Below are 17,695 nucleotides of genomic sequence, written 5' to 3'. Positions count from 1 at the left end.
ACATCATCCGGCAAACAATCCATGTACCGACCAGATATCCTGCCCGGCATGGCCACTGCGAAACAGCCAGATCATCCGGCCTTGCTGATCGCAGATGCGGAAATAATCGCGTGTCATCTGTGACAGGGCGTAATTATCCCGATCCAGATATCCCCACCATTCCGGGCAAATGCGTTCTGGCCCGTCGGCCCGCAAAACCTCAAGGATCATTTTGCGCCAGCGCAGCTTGGTTGGTGCGCCGGTCGCACTGCGTTCGATGACATCGACCGGTTCTGGCGGGTCAATCAACCGCACCGGGCGTTTGGGCAACGGTGCATCCGAAAGCCGTGCCAGTTTGGGCGGGCCGGTCGGCGATTGCCGGATGGCAGCCCGTTCGGGCAGGTGGCTGGCGTGATGGGCCGGGCGATAAAGGATATCCTTCGGCCCCAGATGATGGGCAATGCGATCAAGCAATTGGGCTAGGGCGATGGCATCGCTGCTATCATCGTTTTTGCGATCAAGGCGGACCTGTCGAAAGGCAACATGTTCGACCCACGGGGCATAGACAATCACCTGTTCAATGCCAAAGCCGGTATCAACCCCGGGCATCTTTTCCGCCAGCAGACGCAGGATATGGCTTTCGGACTGGCAGGCTGTGCCGGTGGTGGTGGTGATGGTGTGCGTTTGGCCATCGACCCGGATTGCGCGCACCAGCAATCGCCGCAGACCCAGATTATCAGAGCGCAGCTTTGCGCACAGATCCGCCACCATGCTTTCAATCGCATGTGCCAGCGTGTCCGCACTCCCCAAGGGCTCGCCAAAGCTTTGTTTGATCAGCCAAGGGGCATCGGGCAGTTCGAAATTCAGATGTTCGGGCAGGCGGCCATAAAACTGATCAAGACGATGCAATACATCCGGGCCAAGGCGGGTGGTGATATTCGCACGTGGCAGGGGCGTGATATCACCAAGCTGTTTCAGGCCAAGGCGCGCCAGAACCGCAATGATGTCATCGGATAATCGCAGACACGATACCGGAAACCCGGCCGCCACCCCGTGATCACGTGGCAGGGATAAAATACGTTCATGTGATGCCCCCGGATGGCACCGGGCAGCGGCCCATGCGGCCCCGGCGGTATCGGCAATCGCGGCCCGGGCAGCAGTGCCTTGGTTTTTCATATCGCGCAGTATTTGTTTGATCATGGCACTCTCGCCGCCAAACAAATGACTGCCACCGGTGATTTCAAGCCACATGCCTGCATCACCATGAAGCCCCCGTGCATGCAGGTCACGATCCGGCGCAATCCACGGGCTGTAACGGTCCATGAAACGTACCAGACGAGCAAATTTGCCATCGCACAGTTCAGCATCTTCGGGGCTGTCTTTAAGGTCGGGCAGGATGCTGCGCGCATCCGAAAGCCGCATGCCGCCGTGCAACCCGGCCTTTTGCGCCGCTGCGTTCAAGCCACAGACCAGCACGCCCTTGTGATCGCTGCGCGTGATCACGTGCGGCGTGGCAAGGGCTTCTTGGGCGGTTTTTTGGCTGTCAGCATCGCGGGGATGATCAGGCGTGGGCGTGCCTGTCTTTTGGGATGTCCGCTGACAGTCGGTTTTCCAGTGGGTCAGCCACAGATAAAGAAAACGTTGTTGCATCGGTTTTGACTTTCCAGCTTCCCGGTCGGACCCCGCGCCCCCCGATCAGGCTGAGATAATGATCGTTTCCTGTTGGTCGTCCTGTTGATGGCCCCGGTGATGATAAGGCGTTTACAGGTGTGATTTGCCACCGCGTCCATGCGCTTGAGGTTGGAATGCGCCCATCTCTGGCAAGCGGGCGCAAAACGATGATGCGTGCGCCCCCGCTTTCACAGGCCAGTTGCAGGCGCCTTGCGGTGGTCAGGTCATAGTCGGTGGTTTCCAGGATCACGGCATGGACCTGACCGGATTTTGCCACTTCCTCACAGGTCCAAAGGGCGGTGGCCTGTTGATCCACCGCCATCATCAACGGTTCGGGTTTCATGGCCGCCATCGGCAGGGACAGGGCATAAAACCCGCCCTGATCCAGCGCGCGACGTTGCCGGATCCAGAAGATGCCCTTGGGGACTTCTGGGGATGCTGCGTCCGGGCCAGAAACAGTTGCCAGATACCACGCCAGAAGCGACGCTGCACAATCATCATGCCCGCACAGCACTTCATGCAAGCCAATCGGGGCAAGGCCGCCAATACTGATATGATCGCCCAGAAACGTATCGCCAAAGGCACGCGCAATCACCCCGTCTGCCCCGCCCGACAGACAGGAAACCTGTACCTTCCAGTGCTGCTCGGCACGGGCCAAGGCCGCGCGCGCCTGATGAATACGTTCTTCTGACATGGATTTTGTTCCTATTTTGTTCTCTTTTATGTGATGAAACGAGAACAGGAGTCAAGGCGTATCCAATCAGGTTTATTGAGGTGGTGGATATGTGGCTGAAGCAAAAGAAAACCCGACATTTAGAAATGCCGGGTTTTCCTGAATACATGTCTTTAGACGGCGTCAGATTTCCGGGAACCAGGCCCCGAGAACGCCGAATTCTTCAAGCTTGGAGACAATCGCCTCGGCGGCTTCTTCGGCGGTTTGATCGGATGTGTTGACCGTGATCTCGGCGTTTTCAGGCCGCTCATAGGGGCTGTCGATCCCGGTGAAATTCGCGATTTCGCCCGCACGGGCCTTTTTGTAAAGACCCTTCACATCGCGCTGTTCGCAGACTTCAAGCGGGGTATCGATGAAGACTTCGATGAATTCGCCGTCTTCAACAAGACTGCGCGCCAATTGACGTTCGCTTTTGAATGGCGAGATGAAGGACACCAGCGTGATGACGCCTGCATCAACAAACAGCTTGGCGGTTTCGCCAACACGGCGGATGTTTTCCACGCGATCCGCATCGGTAAAGCCAAGATCCTTGTTCAGGCCATGACGGACATTGTCGCCATCAAGGGTGTAGGTGTGCTTGCCCAACGCATGGAGCTTTTTCTCCACCAGGTTGGCAACGGTCGATTTACCCGCACCCGACAGGCCGGTGAACCACAGAATGACCGACTTCTGGCCTTTCTGATAGGCACGTGCGCCCTTGTTGATGTCCATTTCCTGCCATTTGATGTTGGTCGCACGGCGCAGGGAATGGTTGACCATGCCCGCCCCAACAGTGGCATTGGTGTAGCGGTCAATGATGATGAAACGGCCAGAATGACGGTTTTCGTCATAGGGATCAAAAGCCAATGCTTTATCAGCCGAAATATTGGCGATGCCGACTTCATTCAGCTCCAGCGTTTTGCCCGGTTCGTGTTCAAGCGTATTCACATTGACTTTGTATTTAAGGTCGCTGATCTGCGCATTGGCAACTTGTGCGCCCATCTTGATCAGATAGGGGCGACCGGGCAGAAGATGATCTTCATGCATCCAGATGATGCGGGCTTCGAACTGATCGGCGAAGTCCGGCTTGGCGTCAGATGCGGCCAGAACATCGCCACGCGAAATGTCGATTTCATCTTCAAGGGTCAGCGTAATCGCCTGACCGGCGATGGCAACATCCAGGTTGCCATCAAAGGTGACGATATCCTTGACCTTGCTGGTCTGGCCCGATGCGGTGACGACAATCTCGTCCCCCGGTTTGACGCGGCCAGATGAAATCGTGCCGGAAAAGCCCCGGAAATCAAGGTTCGGGCGATTGACCCACTGAACCGGCAGACGGAACGGTTTTTCAATCGCGTCCTGTTCGACCTGCACATCTTCAAGATGGGAAAGCAAGGTCGGGCCGGAATACCAGGGGGTATTGGCACTCGGCGCGATCATGTTGTCGCCACGAAGCGCCGAAAGCGGGATTGCGGTGATCGAGCTATACTTCAGCTGTTTGGCGAATGCGTTGTATTCGGCAACAATCTGATCGAACTTCGACTGGTCATAGTCGATCAGGTCCATCTTGTTGACGGCCAGCACCACATGCTTGATGCCCAAAAGGGATGTGATGAAGCTGTGACGGCGGGTCTGGGTCAAAATCCCTTTACGCGCATCAATCAGGATCACGGCAACATCGGCGGTCGAGGCCCCGGTTGCCATGTTACGCGTATATTGTTCGTGGCCGGGCGTATCGGCGACGATGAATTTGCGCTTGTCGGTCGAGAAGAAGCGATAGGCAACATCAATGGTGATGCCCTGTTCGCGTTCGGCCTGCAGACCATCAAGCAGCAGGGCAAAATCAATCTCGCCTCCCTGGGTGCCAACTTTGCGGCTGTCAGATTCAAGGGCGGCCAGCTGATCTTCAAAGATAAGCTTGGAATCCCAAAGCAAACGGCCAATCAGGGTCGATTTGCCATCGTCCACGCTGCCACAGGTGATGAAACGCAGCAGGCTTTTTTCTTCCTGAGACTTCAGGTAGCCAAGAATGTCATCAGCAATCAGGTCGGATTGGTGCGCCATTAGAAGTATCCTTCCTGCTTCTTCTTCTCCATCGACCCGGCCTGGTCGTGGTCAATCATACGGCCCTGACGTTCGCTTGAACGGGTCAGAAGCATTTCCTGAATGATCTCGGGCAGGGTGGCGGCCTCGGACTCAACCGCCCCGGTCAGCGGATAGCAGCCAAGCGTCCTGAACCGCACCGATTTCATTTCTGGCGTTTCACCGGGGTTCAGCGGCATGCGGTCGTCATCAACCATGATCAGCATGCCGTCACGTTCGACCACCGGGCGTTTGGCAGAATAATACAGCGGTACAATCGGGATCTGTTCGAGATAGATATATTGCCAGATATCAAGCTCGGTCCAGTTGGAGATCGGGAAGGCACGGATGCTTTCACCCTTGTTGATCCGGGCGTTATAGATATCCCACAACTCCGGACGCTGGTTTTTCGGGTCCCAGCGATGGGTTTCGGTGCGGAAGGAAAACACACGTTCCTTGGCACGCGCTTTTTCCTCGTCCCGGCGGGCGCCGCCAAAAGCTGCATCGAACTTGTATTTGTTCAGCGCCTGTTTGAGAGATTCCGTCTTCATAACGTCAGTATGAAGACTCGACCCATGGGTGAATGGGCCAATGCCCTGCTTAACGCCGTCCTGATTGATATGAACAATCAGATCAAAGCCGTATTCGGCAGCAATCCGGTCGCGAAATTCGATCATTTCGCGGAATTTCCAGGTGGTATCAACATGCATCAACGGAAAGGGTGGCGGGGCGGGATAAAACGCCTTGCGCGCCAGATGCAGCAAAACCGATGAATCCTTGCCGATGGAATAAAGCATCACCGGCCGTTCAAACGATGCCGCCACCTCGCGGATGATATGGATACTCTCAGCCTCAAGCTGGCGGAGATGGGTCAGATTAGGCTGCATTCTCTTTCCTGCCGATCAATCATAACTGTGGCAATTAACACATAATTTGGTGTTTATGAAAGTATTTCACTTGGCTTTGATGGGTAATATGGAATGCCCCGCAAAGCAAGTGTGATTTCTATTTTTACACAAAAAAATGTCGTCGAATTTAATTTAACAGTGTTTAGTTGTTTAATGTGTCAAGTTCTTCAGAGCAAGGATATTTCATGGTTGTTGATTGCAGACAAACTCATTCGGGCATTCCAGAAGTTGTTTATGGTCGGAGACAGGTTTTATAAAATTCTTCAACTAGTTGAATTGTATATAAAATCTTTATAGTCTTTAGGTTGGGGTAGGGCATCTTGGGGAAATCTGACGTGAAGGCACAAAATCCTGACGGTACAGCTTGTCGCGAAGAGAGTAGCCAAGGCCAACAGGAGCTTGGAATCTGGTGCTCGGCGATATCCGCCATCGCTCTAAACAAAATAAGGGTGGCCGTTTTGGTGTTTGCCCTTCTTTTGGTCAATCTGCCTCTGGTTCTTTATCCTCTCTTATTTCAAGAAGGACTGTGGATTTTTTCGAGAATCGTGTTTTTTGTCTCAGCGGGAATAGCGTTTTATACAGGATGCTCTTTGGAGGTTATGGGAGCGAGTGCTCGTCCAAGTAAAAGTGACCTTATACGATTCACGATCAAGGCACTTATTCTTCTCGTGCTGCTGAAGCTTGTTGACGCTTGGTTTTTTTCTGCCAAAGGTAACACTCTGTTTGGTGGGTTTTTGAGACTTGAGGAATTCTGGCCAGAAAGCAGTGTCGGCAAACTGCTTTGGGTCCTTGCGGCAGATCTGACTGAATATCTGTGGATGTTAATGGTGCTGGTTTTGTTCGGTACAGCCTTGCCCGCAGCTCTTTTGCAGCGTCGGTTACCACTTAGGCAAACAGTGAAGCGTGGATGTTTGGCGTCAGGCTACATCATTTCAAGAGTTCTAATTGGTCCTGTTCCGGTGTTTTTGGTCGGACTTGGTTTGACAGTCACTGCAGCAATTTGGATCAAGCTCTTTGGCGCGCAATTTGATTTGCAGTTGGCAAGAGAAATCGGCCATTTATCTTTGTTGGCATTACTTTCGTTTGCCAGCCAAATATTCAAACTGCTGTCATTGCTCATGCTCGGGATTGTTCTTTCGAAAGCTTACCGATATGGCGAAACCCGTCTGTCTAAGCCAGATCGGCAGAGCCAAGAGACCGCAGTGGTAGACGCAGCGTGAAACGCTTATTTCAAGTTGGACTCTGAACAAGCAGTACGGCAAGTTTATTTGCAACAAAGGACTCTGTTCTCGCGGGGGTTATGTGAAAGTCACGACCCAAAGCTGCGCAACTGCCATGCAAGATTGCTGCTTTTGGAACAAGTGTAATCGACGCAAGGTTAAGGCAGACTTTTTGAACTGATTTCAAAAGGATGCATCGCGGTGCGATTTGATTTTCGAAAGCCTGCCGGTCTGTTTTTCACATCCATGTTTGCCGCCAGGCTTGCCGACCAGTTTCTTTTGTTTGTCGTGCCATTGGTGGTTTATCAAACAACCCAAAGCGTTTCGCTTTCAGGTTTGGCTTACGCCGCCGAAACATTGCCACGCGTTTTGTTTTATCCGGTGTGCGGTGTTCTTTCTGATCGGTATTCGCCGCTTAGACTGATGCAGCTTAGTCAACTCGGTCGGGCCCTTGTTTGTGTCCTGGGACTGATCGGTTTTGCCTTGTTTGACGGGCTTGGCTGGGTTGTCGGCATTTCTGCGATTTGTGGTCTGCTGACCACGCAGGGTTTCATGGCACGCGAAGTTCTGTTGCCGCAGGTCTTTGCCAGTGTCCGGTTTGAAAAGATTCAATCTGTCTCGCAAAGTGTCAATCAGGCGAGCATCGTTCTTGGACCGTTGTTTGCCGCCACCCTGTTTGCGATCAGCAACTGGCAAACTGTTGTGGTCGTTGCGGCAGTTCTGTTTGGAATTGCCGAAATTTCCATGATGATCTGGCGTCGCTTTAACCAGACCATGATCACGGCAACGGACGAAAACCCGTCCTGGGTAGCACCGTTTAAAACCGCATTTTCACATCTGATTTGCCTGCCGGGGCTTAAACGTGTGATCGCACTGACGGCAAGCGTGAACCTTGTTTTTGGCATCACGCTTGCGACTTCGGCGGCGATGGTTACCGGGTTACACGGCCAAAGCGAGGAATATTACGCCCTTGTGCAGACTGTTGGTGCGGCATTTACCATTGTGGTTCTGATGCTGGTTGGGGCGAGCCGTCTTTCGGTGGGGCGCATCGGTTTGATATCATTCGCCGGGGTCTTTCTTGGTGGTGTGCTGACCGCGATTAGCCCCGATTACTGGCTTTATATGGTTGGCTTTGCCGTGGTGCTGGGATTTGACGGGATGTTTAACATCTACATTCGCACCGTTCGACAAAAGATCATCCCGGCCAGAGACTATGGCAAAACGACCGGCGTGATTATTTTATTCAACAATATGACACAGCCAGTCGCAGGGCTTCTGGTGGGGCTAACAGGCAGTCTTGCGCAGACCAGCTGGCTGATCCTTGGGTTGAGCTTTGTTATGCTGGTTGCAGGCCTTGTTTTGTCATTGCCGCGCTTCAATGTGCGTGCGCCCGAGAAGCTTTGAAACCTGATCGCACACTATTGCAATTTCACAACAGCAGCAGGGGAGGTTTTCTCCTGCGGCTGTTCTGCCATGCATAAACATTGCGGGTTGCTACTCGCGGCTTTATTTCGCATTCCGGAAATGTGCCGAAATGGCGAATTTTAAGTAATTTTATTTCAAATTTTATCTTCGTATTGAAAATAACTTGATTTTACGTGGTGGAAAGCTCCATTTAAAGGACATGAATACTGACCTAATTGGAAGTTTGAAATGTCTGTAAGCTGGAATGATCTGATTGCGCGGGATGCGCGGGTGCTGGTGGCCTCTGAAATTCGGGATTTGTTGAAAGTGGCGGAGCGCCCGGAAGTCATTTCCTTTGCCGGTGGCGTGCCGGACCCTGATCTGTTTCCGGTTGAGACCTTTCGCGACATTTATGGCGCGATGATGCAGGACGGCGCGCAGGCGCGCCGCAGTCTGCAATATTCGGTCAGTGAAGGTTTGCCCGCCCTGCGCCAATGGATTGTCGATGATTTGGCTGAACAGGGGGCTAGGCGCACGATTGACAATGTCCTGATCACCAATGGGGCACAGCAGGGGCTTGATATCCTTGCGCGTTTATTGCTCGAAGAAGGGCGCGACCTGATTGTTGAAAAGCCAAGCTATCTGGGCGCGATGCAGGCCTTTTCAACCCGCTTGCCAAACTATGTCGGTGTTGATGCCGAGGATGAAGGTCCGGTCTTGAGCCAGTTGGAAGACGCCTTTGCCAAGGGCGCCCGGGTGGCCTATGTCGCCCCGGATTTCCAGAACCCCACGGGCCGATCCTGGTCCATTGAACGCCGCAAGGCCGTGCTGGATCTGGCCTGCCGTCATGGTGCGGTCCTGATCGAAGATGCCGCATACAGCAAGCTGTCCTATAGCGGTGCGGAAAGCCTGCCATCACTGCTTAGCCTTGATGATCAGGGTAGCGACCTGTCATCGGGCAATGTCATTCAGTTGGGGACGTTTTCCAAAACGCTGGCCCCGGCCCTTCGTATTGGGTGGGTCTGTGCGCCGCGTCCTGTGATCGATAAACTGGTTCTGATGATGCAGGCCGGTAACCTGCATGTTTCGACAGTCAATCAGGAAGCAGCGCTGCGTGCTGCGACAAAACTGTTCCCGGCGCATCTTGAAAAACTGCGCACGTCCTATCGCGCCAAGCGTGATGTGATGCTGCAAACCCTGACTGAAACAATGCCCGAAGATGTGTCATGGACAAGGCCCGAGGGAGGCATGTTCGTCTGGCTGACCTTGCCGGAACATATCAATGCCCGTCAGTTGCTTGAAGAGGCGCTGGAAGATGTTCAGGTCGCTTTCGTGCCCGGTCAGGCCTTCTTTACCGATGGCAGTGGCAAGAACACCGCGCGGCTCAGCTTCTCGACCGAGAAGATGGACCGGATCAAGGACGGGATTACCCGACTGGCCGATCTGATTCGGCGCAAGGACAATCAGTAAGACAAAAAAGAACCCGGCAGCGGATAGGGATTGCTGCCGGGCGGAGGGCCTGCTGCCGGGGGCAGCAGGTCACGGGAGTTATATCAAGCAGGTCTTTGCTATGCCTGTCCCATCAGGGCGCGCAGCAACAGTGACAATGCCCCAAGTGACACAACGCCGCCGACATAAAGGCCAATGAACCACAGCCACCTGCGGGCCTTTGGTGATTTAAGACTGATCATTAGTGATACCCCTCATCCCCGGTTTTGCCGCGGAATACCCAATAGGCATAGGCGGTGTAGCCCAGAATGATCGGCAGCAGAACCACAGCCCCCACCAGCATGAAGGCAAGGCTGTTTTCCGGCGCTGCCGCATCGCGGAAGGTGATCACCGGCGGCACGATATTCGGGAAAAGCGTAATCCCGAAGCCGACGTAACTCAGGAAGAAGATCCCAAGCGTAATGCCAAACACGGTTTTCTCGCGCTTCTTGACCGCATGCCAAAGCCAATACAGCAACCCGACGGTTACAAGCGGGATCGGGGCGAGATAGAAGATGTTGGGCGCTTCAAACCAGCGCTGCGCGTAGACCGGATTGACGTAGGTTGTCATCAGCGATACCACGCCAAGATTGGCTGCCATCCAGATCACCGCCGGTTTGGCGAGCTTGCGCAGATTGCCCTGAAAATCGCCTTCCATCTTCATGATCAGCCAGCCGGTACCAAGCAGGCCATAGCCCACCACAACCGCCGTGGCACAGAAGATCGAAAACGGGCTCAGCCAATCGAACGCACCGCCGACGAACCGTCCATTTTCAACGGCAATACCTTCGATAAAGCCGCCCAGCATCGCACCCTGCATGGCGGCCGCAATGATTGACCCGGCTGAAAAGGCAAAGTCCCAGTGTTTCTGATGGTTCTTGCTTTTAAACCGGAATTCAAATGCCACGCCGCGAAACACAAGGGCGAGTAACATGGTGAAGACCGGAATATAAAAGGCTGTCATCAGTAACGAATAGGCCAGCGGGAAGGCGGCATAAAGGCCACCCCCGCCAAGGATCAGCCAGGTTTCATTGCCATCCCACACGGGCGCGACGGTATTCATCATCCGCCCGCGATTTTTCGGATCCTTGATGAAGGGGAAGAGGATGCCGATGCCAAGGTCAAAGCCATCGAGCGTGACATAGGAAAAGACGGCAACCGCGATCAAAAGAACCCAGATCAGTTGATAATCCATGATCATTCTCCTGCCACTGGGGGATGTGCTGCGGTTGACTGACGACCACCCGCGCGCATGATTTCACTTTCTTCGGGAACGTGGGCGCTACGCGGGTCCTTGACCATGGCGCGCAGGATATAGGCCGTACCGACCCCGAACACGATGGCATAGACCACCACAAAGGCGATCAGCGATCCGGCAATGGCCATGGGGGCTACCGGTGATCCGGCCTCGGATGTGCGCATCAGGCCATAAACCACCCAGGGCTGCCGTCCGACTTCGGTGGTAAACCAGCCCGCCAGAATGGCGATAAAGCCACTTGGCCCCATCAAAAGCGCAAAGCGATGCAAGTAACCACAGCTATAAAGCTTCTTGCGCATGCGGGCTACCAGGCTGGCAATCCCCAAAAGCGCCATCAGAACACCCAACGCAACCATGATCCGGAAGGTCCAGAACACAATCGGTGCATTCGGGCGGTCTTCGGGGGCGAAGTCCTTAAGGCCGGTGATCTTGCCATCCCATTCATGGGTCAGGATCATCGAACCCAGTTTTGGAATTTCGACCGCGTATTTGGTTTCCTCTTCTTCCATGTCGGGCATGCCAAACAGGATCAGGGGGGCACCTTCATACGTTTCAAAATGCCCTTCCATTGCGGCGACCTTTGCCGGTTGATGCTCAAGGGTATTCAGCCCGTGCAGGTCGCCGGCAAAGATCTGGATCGGACCAAGAATGGCGGCCATCCACATCGCCATGGAAAACATGACCTTTGCAGCACGGTTTTCGCGATCCTTCATCAGATGCCAAGCGCCAACCGCACCCACCGCAAGCGCGGTGGTGAGGTAAGCCGCCAGCACCATATGGACCAGACGATACGGGAAGCTTGGATTAAAGATCGCATCGATCCAGCTTGAAACAACCACGCGGCCATTTTCGATTACATAACCATCCGGGGTCTGCATCCAGCTGTTGGCCGACAAAATCCAGAAGGCCGAAAACAGCGTGCCGATGGCGACCATGGTGGTGGCGGTAAAGTGCAGTTTCGGACCGACACGGTTTAGGCCAAACAACATGATACCAAGGAAGCCGGCCTCCAGGAAGAAGGCGCTAAGCACCTCATAGGCCAGAAGCGGGCCGACGACACCGCCGGTAAATTCGGAAAACGGTCCCCAGTTCGTGCCGAACTGATAGGACATGACAATTCCGGATACGACGCCCATGCCAAAGGCGAGGGCAAAGATTTTCATCCAGAATTTGTAAAGTGAAAGATAGGTCTCGTCCTTGGTGCGAAGCCAAAGGGCTTCAAGCACGAACAGGTAACTTGCCAGTCCGATGGTGAAGGACGGGAAGATAATGTGGAACGAGACGGTAAAGGCAAACTGTATGCGCGCCAATAGTTCTGCATCAAGCATTGGCAGGGTCCTCTAAGGTGGCGAAGCCTCAGGACAACTCTGCATCTTCCATTATCGGAAGTGCTCCTTGACGGATGCATGTGTCGTTAATGGGTGGCGCATGCACAGGTTGCCCTGTCAGATAGAGCATTAAGAGTGACAGGAAAATGCTGCATTGCGAATGCGCAATTTACATTTGGAATATTTTTAAATTACCGGCGCAAGACAAGTAATGGCGAGATACGTAAGACTGTGTTTTTTTTGGTGGGAGATAAAATAGGTTTGTTTGAGTTTCAGAACTCGCTTATCAGTTGTATGTAGCCGGATTGGTAGTCGGAAAGTCGGGGGAACTTATGACTGAGGATGAAGCTCAAAAACAACCTAAAAATGCCAATGATCCGTATTTTGAGCGCTGGATTCTGCGAGATGCTTGGGATGGGTTTTGGTACAATTTCCCAATAAACCTTCTTATTGTTATCGGGATGTCAGCGTTCAGCGTTGTAATGAGTAAGCTTCAGCTTTCAGCTTTTGATGCTGTTATTGGAACGCCAGACATCGCGCGGATCATAACCGTGAATACAGTTAATTCTGCGCTTAATATTCTTTTTGTCGGGGTCGCTTTCTCGCTAATTGCGTATTTGGTCCACTCCATGGTTTTGAACGGGGTGGTGTGTTGGGCTGCATTCGCAAGAGAACAGCGCCCTCTTATGTTCGGTTTTATTAAGCGCTTAAACGTGTTCGTTTTTATCGGCTTTGGTCTTATCGTATCCGAAGGATTGGCATTTTCCTTTTTGATCCCTTCGTTTCTAGATCGCGGACAGTCGACGCTTCCGTCAATTATGTTTTTAGGGCCTTTTGCTTTACATACATGTTTGTTTGTCGCGTTTATTCTTTTGTTGACTTGGCCTGTCTCTGTGTTTCGAGATGCTGGTCAATCGCTAAGCCGCGCTCTTGCACGTGGTAAAAAAACGTTCTGGTTTTTTATCGGCAAAAATTTGTTGATTGGGCTTGCTTTACTACCGTTTCAGATTTTTTTTACTGCGATTTTGGCGCCAACTATGGCAAAGATCTTCCTGGATAATGTAGAGGCAGGAGTAACGAATATCTCGTTGGGAACGTTAATCGCAATTGGTATCTTCACTGGGATTATGTTCACTTTTTTCTGCTATGTGGAAGCCGTGATCATTTCCAGAGCCTACTTGGTTGGCGAGGCGCGTTTGAATGATACTTTCGGTGGTTCTGAAAGTTTAGAAGCTCAAATCTCAGGAGAATCCTAGTTCGTGGGTAGTCAATTTCTAATATCCTACTGACCTACAAGTCGCCAGTGATGGTCAACTTCTCAAGTGCCAGCGAACTTTGCGTTTGCTGGCGTTCCTTGTGGCGGAGCACCATGAATTTGCGTGGCGGGATCGGGAAGTTGGCGCGTGCAAGGCGGCCCTGGGCGATGAGCGAACTGACCGCGAACTGCGAAACGGCGGTGGCGGCGATGCCGTTTTCAACTGCGGTAATCACGGCCTCGTTGCTGGGCAGGACCAAGGCGATATTAATCCGCGTGGGATCAACCCCCTGATCACGAAGGGCGGTTTCAAATTCCGACCTTGTGCCCGAACCGGCTTCACGCAGGATCCAGTTGGTCTGGGTGATGAGGGCTTGCGGGCTTAGCGGTTTTCCGCTGGCCCACGGATGTTTGGGGGAGACAACAATCACCAGTGCGTCTTCGGCAACTTCGCGTTTGGCGAGCGCTGGTTCATCAATATCACCTTCAATAAAGCCGATATCAGCCGCCCCGCCACGCACCGCGTCGGATACGGTTTTGGTGTTGCCAATCGTCAGGCGAATTTCGATGCCGGGATACTGGTCATGGAATTTCATCAAAAATGGCGGCAACCAGTAACTGGCAATCGTCTGACTGGCATAAACGTTTAATTCTCCGCGCTGCATGCCACCAAGTTCGGCCAGAGTCAGTTCTGCGGCACGTGCACGGGCCAGTGTTGATTTGGCTTCATCCAGAAACAGCCGCCCGGTCTGGGTTAGTTCGATGCGCCGTCCCACCCGATTAAACAGCGCGACGCCATAAAACCCTTCAAGGTTCTTGATCGCCGAGCTGACAGCAGACGGGGTGAGGCCAATCGCCTCGGCCGCGCGGGTCAGATGTTCGCGTTCGGCAACCGCGACAAAGATCTGAAGCTGTTCGAGTGTCATCATGGCCAAGCGCCCAATCATTCAATTTAATCGAATGAAATATGAATTTTTATTCGATGGAAGTAAATGGTCGGGCGTGAGATTTTCCGACTGTGATCAAAACACAGGAAAATCATGTTTTTCTATACCCGCCTCAAACCGATCCTGCCCGGGCTTGCCGTGACCCTTCTGGTGGCGCTTGCCGCCAAACTGGCCGAACAGGCCGAGCATGCGCTGTTTGGACGTGGCTGGGTGGAAAGTTTGGTCTTTGCCATTCTGATCGGGGTGGTGGTGCGATCCGTGTTTGGTCTGGCGCCGCGCTATGTTGCCGGTGTGCGGTTTTGTGCCAAAACCGTGCTTGAAATCGCCATTGTGCTTTTGGGCGCGTCGATCAGTGCGCAAGCCATCGGATCGGCCGGGGGCGGGTTGGTCGCGGCCATCGTTGCTGTGGTCTGTATCAGCCTGTTTGTCAGCTTCCATATTGGTCGCGCGCTGGGGTTATCGCGTCATCTTTCAATGCTGGTCGCGTGTGGCAATTCGATCTGTGGCAATTCGGCAATTGCCGCGACCGCGCCGGTGATTGAAGCCAAATCAGATGACGTTGCCGCCTCGATCTCGTTTACCGCGGTCCTTGGGGTGTTGTTTGTTTTTGTCCTGCCGATGCTCCATGCCGGGTTGGGATTATCGGCAACCCAGTATGGTATTTTTTCCGGCCTCACGGTTTATGCCGTGCCACAGGTTCTTGCGGCAACAGCACCGGCCGGAACCCTTGCGGTGCAGGTCGGGACGCTTGTTAAACTGATCCGGGTCCTGATGCTGGGACCGGTGATCTTTAGTCTGGCGCTTATTGGTGGGCGGGCGCGTGAAACAAGGCTTCCGGTCGCACAGGTCGTGCCGTGGTTCATCATCGGTTTTATCGCCATGATGGTCGCCTGTTCGTTTGGTCTGATCCCCGATATTGCGCGTGCGCCGATCAAAACGACCTCGTCATTTCTGACCATTCTTGCCATGGCGGCCCTGGGACTGAGTGTTGATATCCGCAATGTCATGCATGTTGGCGGACGTGTCGTGATGGCAGCGCTTTTGTCTTTGCTGGTGTTGTGTGCGCTTTCCGCTGGTGTTCTGGTCGTCCTTGGGTCGGCATAAAAAATGCCCGCCGCCTGAAGTGGGGGGAGGCAGCGGGCAGGGAGGAAGAAGCTTCGCATCGATGGGAAATGAGATGGCCTCTTCTTGCGTTTCGCCGGGAAGACACCTTGGGAGGCGATGCCAAAAACGAAACGCCACGGTTAGGTGCAGTTTGCGCGTGATAATCAGGTAATTGGTTCTTTTTCCTCGGCGTTTTTAAGCGCGTTCCATTCATCGTCGCTAAAGATACGTGATCGGGTCAGGAAGCGTTTGCCTTCGGGCCCTTCCAGCGAAAACATGCCACCACGCCCATCAACCACATCAATGATCAGTTGGGTATGGCGCCAATATTCGAACTGTGCCCGCCCGATATAGAACGGGCTGCCTTCAATCTCGCCCAGCAGCACATCCTGATCACCGGTTTTGAATTCCCCGTCGGGAAAGCACATCGGTGCACTGCCATCGCAACAGCCCCCGGACTGATGAAACATTACCGGCCCGTGGATATCCTTAAGCTTCCTGATCAGCGCAGTTGCAGCTTCTGTTGCAACCACCCTGCTGGGAACACTTTCTGATCCGCTCAATGTCACCTCCTTCGTTATGAAAGGTGACCGGACGCAAGACTTTGCCTGCGTCCGGTTGTGAAGATGATCAGATCAGAAGAAGCCCATCGGTTTCGGATCGTAGGAAACCAGAAGGTTCTTGGTCTGCTGATAGTGGTTGAGCATCATCTTGTGGTTTTCACGCCCGATGCCCGACTGCTTGTAACCGCCAAAGGCAGCATGTGCCGGATAGAGGTGATAGCAGTTGGTCCACACGCGACCGGCCTTGATGTCCCGGCCAAAGCGGTACGAACGGTTGGCATCGCGCGTCCAGACACCGGCACCAAGGCCATAAAGCGTGTCATTGGCGATATGAAGCGCCTCGGCGTCGTCCTTGAACGTGGTGGCGGATACGACCGGGCCAAAGATTTCCTCCTGGAAAATCCGCATGCGGTTGTGGCCCTTGAAGATGGTCGGCTGGATATAGAAACCATCGGAAAGATCACCGCCGAGATCGGCCTTGTCACCGCCACAAAGGACTTCGGCACCTTCCTGTTTGCCGATATCCAGATAGGACATGATTTTTTCCATCTGCTCGGTCGAGGCCTGCGCACCCATCATGGTGTCGGTATCAAGCGGGTTGCCCTGTTTGATGCTGGCAACACGCGACAGAACGCCATCCATGAACTTGTCATAGATGCTTTCCTGAATGATCGCGCGCGACGGACAGGTGCAGACTTCGCCCTGGTTAAGGGCAAACATCGCCAGACCTTCGCCGGCTTTCTGACGGAAATCGTCATCAGCGGCCATGATGTCTTCAAAGAAGATGTTCGGCGACTTGCCGCCAAGCTCCAAGGTCACCGGAATGATGTTTTCCGATGCGTACTGCATGATCAGGCGGCCGGTGGTGGTTTCACCGGTAAAGGCGACCTTGGCCACACGGTTGCTTTGTGCCAGCGGCTTGCCGGCTTCAACGCCAAAGCCCTGCACAACGTTGACCACACCCGCCGGGATCAGATCGGAAATCAGTTCCAGAAGAACGCAGATCGATGCCGGGGTCTGCTCGGCTGGTTTCAGAACCACGCAGTTGCCAGCAGCAAGGGCCGGTGCAAGTTTCCAGACCGCCATCAGGATCGGGAAGTTCCATGGAATGATCTGGCCGACCACGCCAAGCGGCTCGTGGAAGTGATAGGCGACCGTGTTGTCATCAATTTCGCCAAGCGATCCTTCCTGTGCGCGAATGGCACCGGCGAAATAGCGGAAATGGTCAATGGCAAGCGGAATGTCAGCCGCCAGCGTTTCACGCACGGCCTTGCCATTATCCCATGTTTCAGCCACAGCCAGCATTTCAAGATTGGCTTCCATGCGATCGGCAATCTTGTTGAGCATGTTGGCCCGTTCCGTGACCGAGGTCTTGCCCCATGCCGGGAAGGCAGCGTGTGCGGCATCAAGTGCCTTTTCGATGTCGTCACTCGATGACCGTGCGACTTCGCAGAATGGCTTGCCGTTTACCGGCGACACATTTTCAAAATACTGACCCTTTACAGGGGCCACCCATTCACCGCCGATGAAGTTTTCATAGCGGCCTTTGAAGCTGACCGGACTGCCGGTGTCATTTGGATTCTTGTAGATCATTTGGGTTCCTCCGAGATAACGGGCGATTGGCCGCCCGCATTTTTGTTTATGACGATCCGTTACCCGCAAAGGTCATGCCACTTGGCCATTTACATACTGATTTGATAGAAACAGTCCGTTTTTCAGACGGTTGAACCATGCCAGTTGAAGGTGCTGTTCTGTGCCAACCGGATCAATGGAACA

At 53.6% G+C, this 17,695-nt stretch carries 15 protein-coding genes; 5 read left to right on the top strand and 10 right to left on the bottom strand.

Annotation, left to right across the window (positions count from 1 at the left end; all coding sequences use genetic code 11):
- Positions 1-3: 3 nt before the first annotated feature.
- The 4 genes from HED22_RS16825 to cysD form a co-directional block, all read right to left on the bottom strand.
- Positions 4-1,629 carry a DNA polymerase Y family protein gene (locus HED22_RS16825; protein WP_254870181.1) on the bottom strand — a complete coding sequence of 542 codons (1,626 nt, stop codon included), beginning with the start codon at positions 1,627-1,629 and terminating at the stop codon, positions 4-6.
- Positions 1,541-2,344: an ImuA family protein gene (locus tag HED22_RS16820; RefSeq protein WP_167724349.1), complete on the bottom strand. Its 804-nt coding sequence runs from the start codon at positions 2,342-2,344 to the stop codon at positions 1,541-1,543. The genes HED22_RS16825 and HED22_RS16820 overlap by 89 nt, the downstream gene beginning before the upstream one ends.
- 162 nt (positions 2,345-2,506) lie before the next feature.
- Positions 2,507-4,426 carry a sulfate adenylyltransferase subunit CysN gene (gene cysN / locus HED22_RS16815; protein WP_167724347.1) on the bottom strand — a complete coding sequence of 640 codons (1,920 nt, stop codon included), beginning with the start codon at positions 4,424-4,426 and terminating at the stop codon, positions 2,507-2,509.
- A complete protein-coding gene (gene cysD, locus HED22_RS16810; protein ID WP_167724345.1) occupies positions 4,426-5,331 on the bottom strand; it encodes a sulfate adenylyltransferase subunit CysD in 906 nt (301 codons plus the stop codon). Before cysD ends, cysN begins: the two co-directional genes overlap by 1 nt.
- Positions 5,332-5,687: 356 nt before the next feature.
- On the opposite strand from cysD, the gene HED22_RS16805 reads away from it, so the two are divergent.
- From HED22_RS16805 to HED22_RS16795, 3 genes are all read left to right on the top strand, one after another.
- Positions 5,688-6,572, top strand: coding sequence for a hypothetical protein (locus HED22_RS16805; RefSeq protein ID WP_167724343.1), 885 nt, complete (start codon positions 5,688-5,690; stop codon positions 6,570-6,572).
- 201 nt (positions 6,573-6,773) lie between these two features.
- Entirely contained in the window at positions 6,774-7,976 is a 1,203-nt protein-coding gene (locus tag HED22_RS16800) for an MFS transporter (protein WP_217701903.1), read from the top strand.
- A 249-nt stretch (positions 7,977-8,225) separates the two neighbouring features.
- Entirely contained in the window at positions 8,226-9,446 is a 1,221-nt protein-coding gene (locus tag HED22_RS16795; protein ID WP_167724342.1) for a PLP-dependent aminotransferase family protein, read from the top strand.
- A gap of 98 nt (positions 9,447-9,544) precedes the next feature.
- On the opposite strand, the gene HED22_RS16790 is transcribed toward HED22_RS16795, so the two are convergent.
- The 3 genes from HED22_RS16790 to HED22_RS16780 are packed head-to-tail and all read right to left on the bottom strand — an operon-like array spanning position 9,545 to position 12,050.
- Positions 9,545-9,667 carry a DUF2474 family protein gene (locus tag HED22_RS16790; protein ID WP_167724340.1) on the bottom strand — a complete coding sequence of 41 codons (123 nt, stop codon included), beginning with the start codon at positions 9,665-9,667 and terminating at the stop codon, positions 9,545-9,547.
- Positions 9,667-10,665 (bottom strand): cytochrome d ubiquinol oxidase subunit II, encoded by a 999-nt coding sequence (cydB, locus tag HED22_RS16785; protein ID WP_167724338.1) that lies wholly within the window; start codon positions 10,663-10,665, stop codon positions 9,667-9,669. The genes HED22_RS16790 and cydB overlap by 1 nt, the downstream gene beginning before the upstream one ends.
- Positions 10,662-12,050, bottom strand: a complete 1,389-nt coding sequence (locus HED22_RS16780) for a cytochrome ubiquinol oxidase subunit I (RefSeq protein ID WP_167724336.1) — start codon at positions 12,048-12,050, stop codon at positions 10,662-10,664. The genes cydB and HED22_RS16780 overlap by 4 nt, the downstream gene beginning before the upstream one ends.
- 332 nt (positions 12,051-12,382) lie before the next feature.
- Here HED22_RS16780 and HED22_RS16775 point away from each other — a divergent pair, with 332 nt between their 5' ends.
- Positions 12,383-13,306 carry a hypothetical protein gene (locus HED22_RS16775; RefSeq protein WP_167724334.1) on the top strand — a complete coding sequence of 308 codons (924 nt, stop codon included), beginning with the start codon at positions 12,383-12,385 and terminating at the stop codon, positions 13,304-13,306.
- A 34-nt stretch (positions 13,307-13,340) separates the two neighbouring features.
- Here HED22_RS16775 and HED22_RS16770 read toward each other — a convergent pair whose 3' ends face one another.
- Positions 13,341-14,234 carry a LysR substrate-binding domain-containing protein gene (locus HED22_RS16770; RefSeq protein ID WP_368484512.1) on the bottom strand — a complete coding sequence of 298 codons (894 nt, stop codon included), beginning with the start codon at positions 14,232-14,234 and terminating at the stop codon, positions 13,341-13,343.
- Between the two features lie 111 nt (positions 14,235-14,345).
- On the opposite strand from HED22_RS16770, the gene HED22_RS16765 reads away from it, so the two are divergent.
- On the top strand, positions 14,346-15,356 hold the full coding sequence (locus tag HED22_RS16765; RefSeq protein WP_167724332.1) for a YeiH family protein: 1,011 nt from the start codon (positions 14,346-14,348) through the stop codon (positions 15,354-15,356).
- Between the two features lie 164 nt (positions 15,357-15,520).
- Here the strand turns inward: HED22_RS16765 and HED22_RS16760 are convergent, their stop codons facing one another.
- A complete protein-coding gene (locus tag HED22_RS16760; RefSeq protein WP_167724330.1) occupies positions 15,521-15,919 on the bottom strand; it encodes a DUF779 domain-containing protein in 399 nt (132 codons plus the stop codon).
- Positions 15,920-15,991: 72 nt separating this feature from the next.
- Positions 15,992-17,512 (bottom strand): aldehyde dehydrogenase, encoded by a 1,521-nt coding sequence (adh, locus tag HED22_RS16755; RefSeq protein WP_167724328.1) that lies wholly within the window; start codon positions 17,510-17,512, stop codon positions 15,992-15,994.
- Positions 17,513-17,695: the final 183 nt, after the last annotated feature.

It is taken from the genome of Thalassospira sp. HF15 (assembly GCF_011806525.1).
Taxonomy (GTDB): domain Bacteria; phylum Pseudomonadota; class Alphaproteobacteria; order Rhodospirillales; family Thalassospiraceae; genus Thalassospira.
This window is presented reverse-complemented; position numbering and strand designations above follow the sequence as displayed.

Bases quoted from the DNA above. Each gene is read 5' to 3' on its own strand.
- HED22_RS16780 (WP_167724336.1), bottom strand. From the start codon at position 12,050: ATGCTTGATGCAGAACTATTGGCGCGCATACAGTTTGCCTTTACCGTC.
- HED22_RS16770 (WP_368484512.1), bottom strand. From the start codon at position 14,234: ATGATGACACTCGAACAGCTTCAGATCTTTGTCGCGGTTGCCGAACGC.
- cysN (WP_167724347.1), bottom strand. From the start codon at position 4,426: ATGGCGCACCAATCCGACCTGATTGCTGATGACATTCTTGGCTACCTG.
- HED22_RS16775 (WP_167724334.1), top strand. From the start codon at position 12,383: ATGACTGAGGATGAAGCTCAAAAACAACCTAAAAATGCCAATGATCCG.
- HED22_RS16825 (WP_254870181.1), bottom strand. From the start codon at position 1,629: ATGCAACAACGTTTTCTTTATCTGTGGCTGACCCACTGGAAAACCGAC.
- HED22_RS16820 (WP_167724349.1), bottom strand. From the start codon at position 2,344: ATGTCAGAAGAACGTATTCATCAGGCGCGCGCGGCCTTGGCCCGTGCC.
- HED22_RS16765 (WP_167724332.1), top strand. From the start codon at position 14,346: ATGTTTTTCTATACCCGCCTCAAACCGATCCTGCCCGGGCTTGCCGTG.
- adh (WP_167724328.1), bottom strand. From the start codon at position 17,512: ATGATCTACAAGAATCCAAATGACACCGGCAGTCCGGTCAGCTTCAAA.
- cydB (WP_167724338.1), bottom strand. From the start codon at position 10,665: ATGATCATGGATTATCAACTGATCTGGGTTCTTTTGATCGCGGTTGCC.
- HED22_RS16795 (WP_167724342.1), top strand. From the start codon at position 8,226: ATGTCTGTAAGCTGGAATGATCTGATTGCGCGGGATGCGCGGGTGCTG.
- HED22_RS16790 (WP_167724340.1), bottom strand. From the start codon at position 9,667: ATGATCAGTCTTAAATCACCAAAGGCCCGCAGGTGGCTGTGGTTCATT.
- cysD (WP_167724345.1), bottom strand. From the start codon at position 5,331: ATGCAGCCTAATCTGACCCATCTCCGCCAGCTTGAGGCTGAGAGTATC.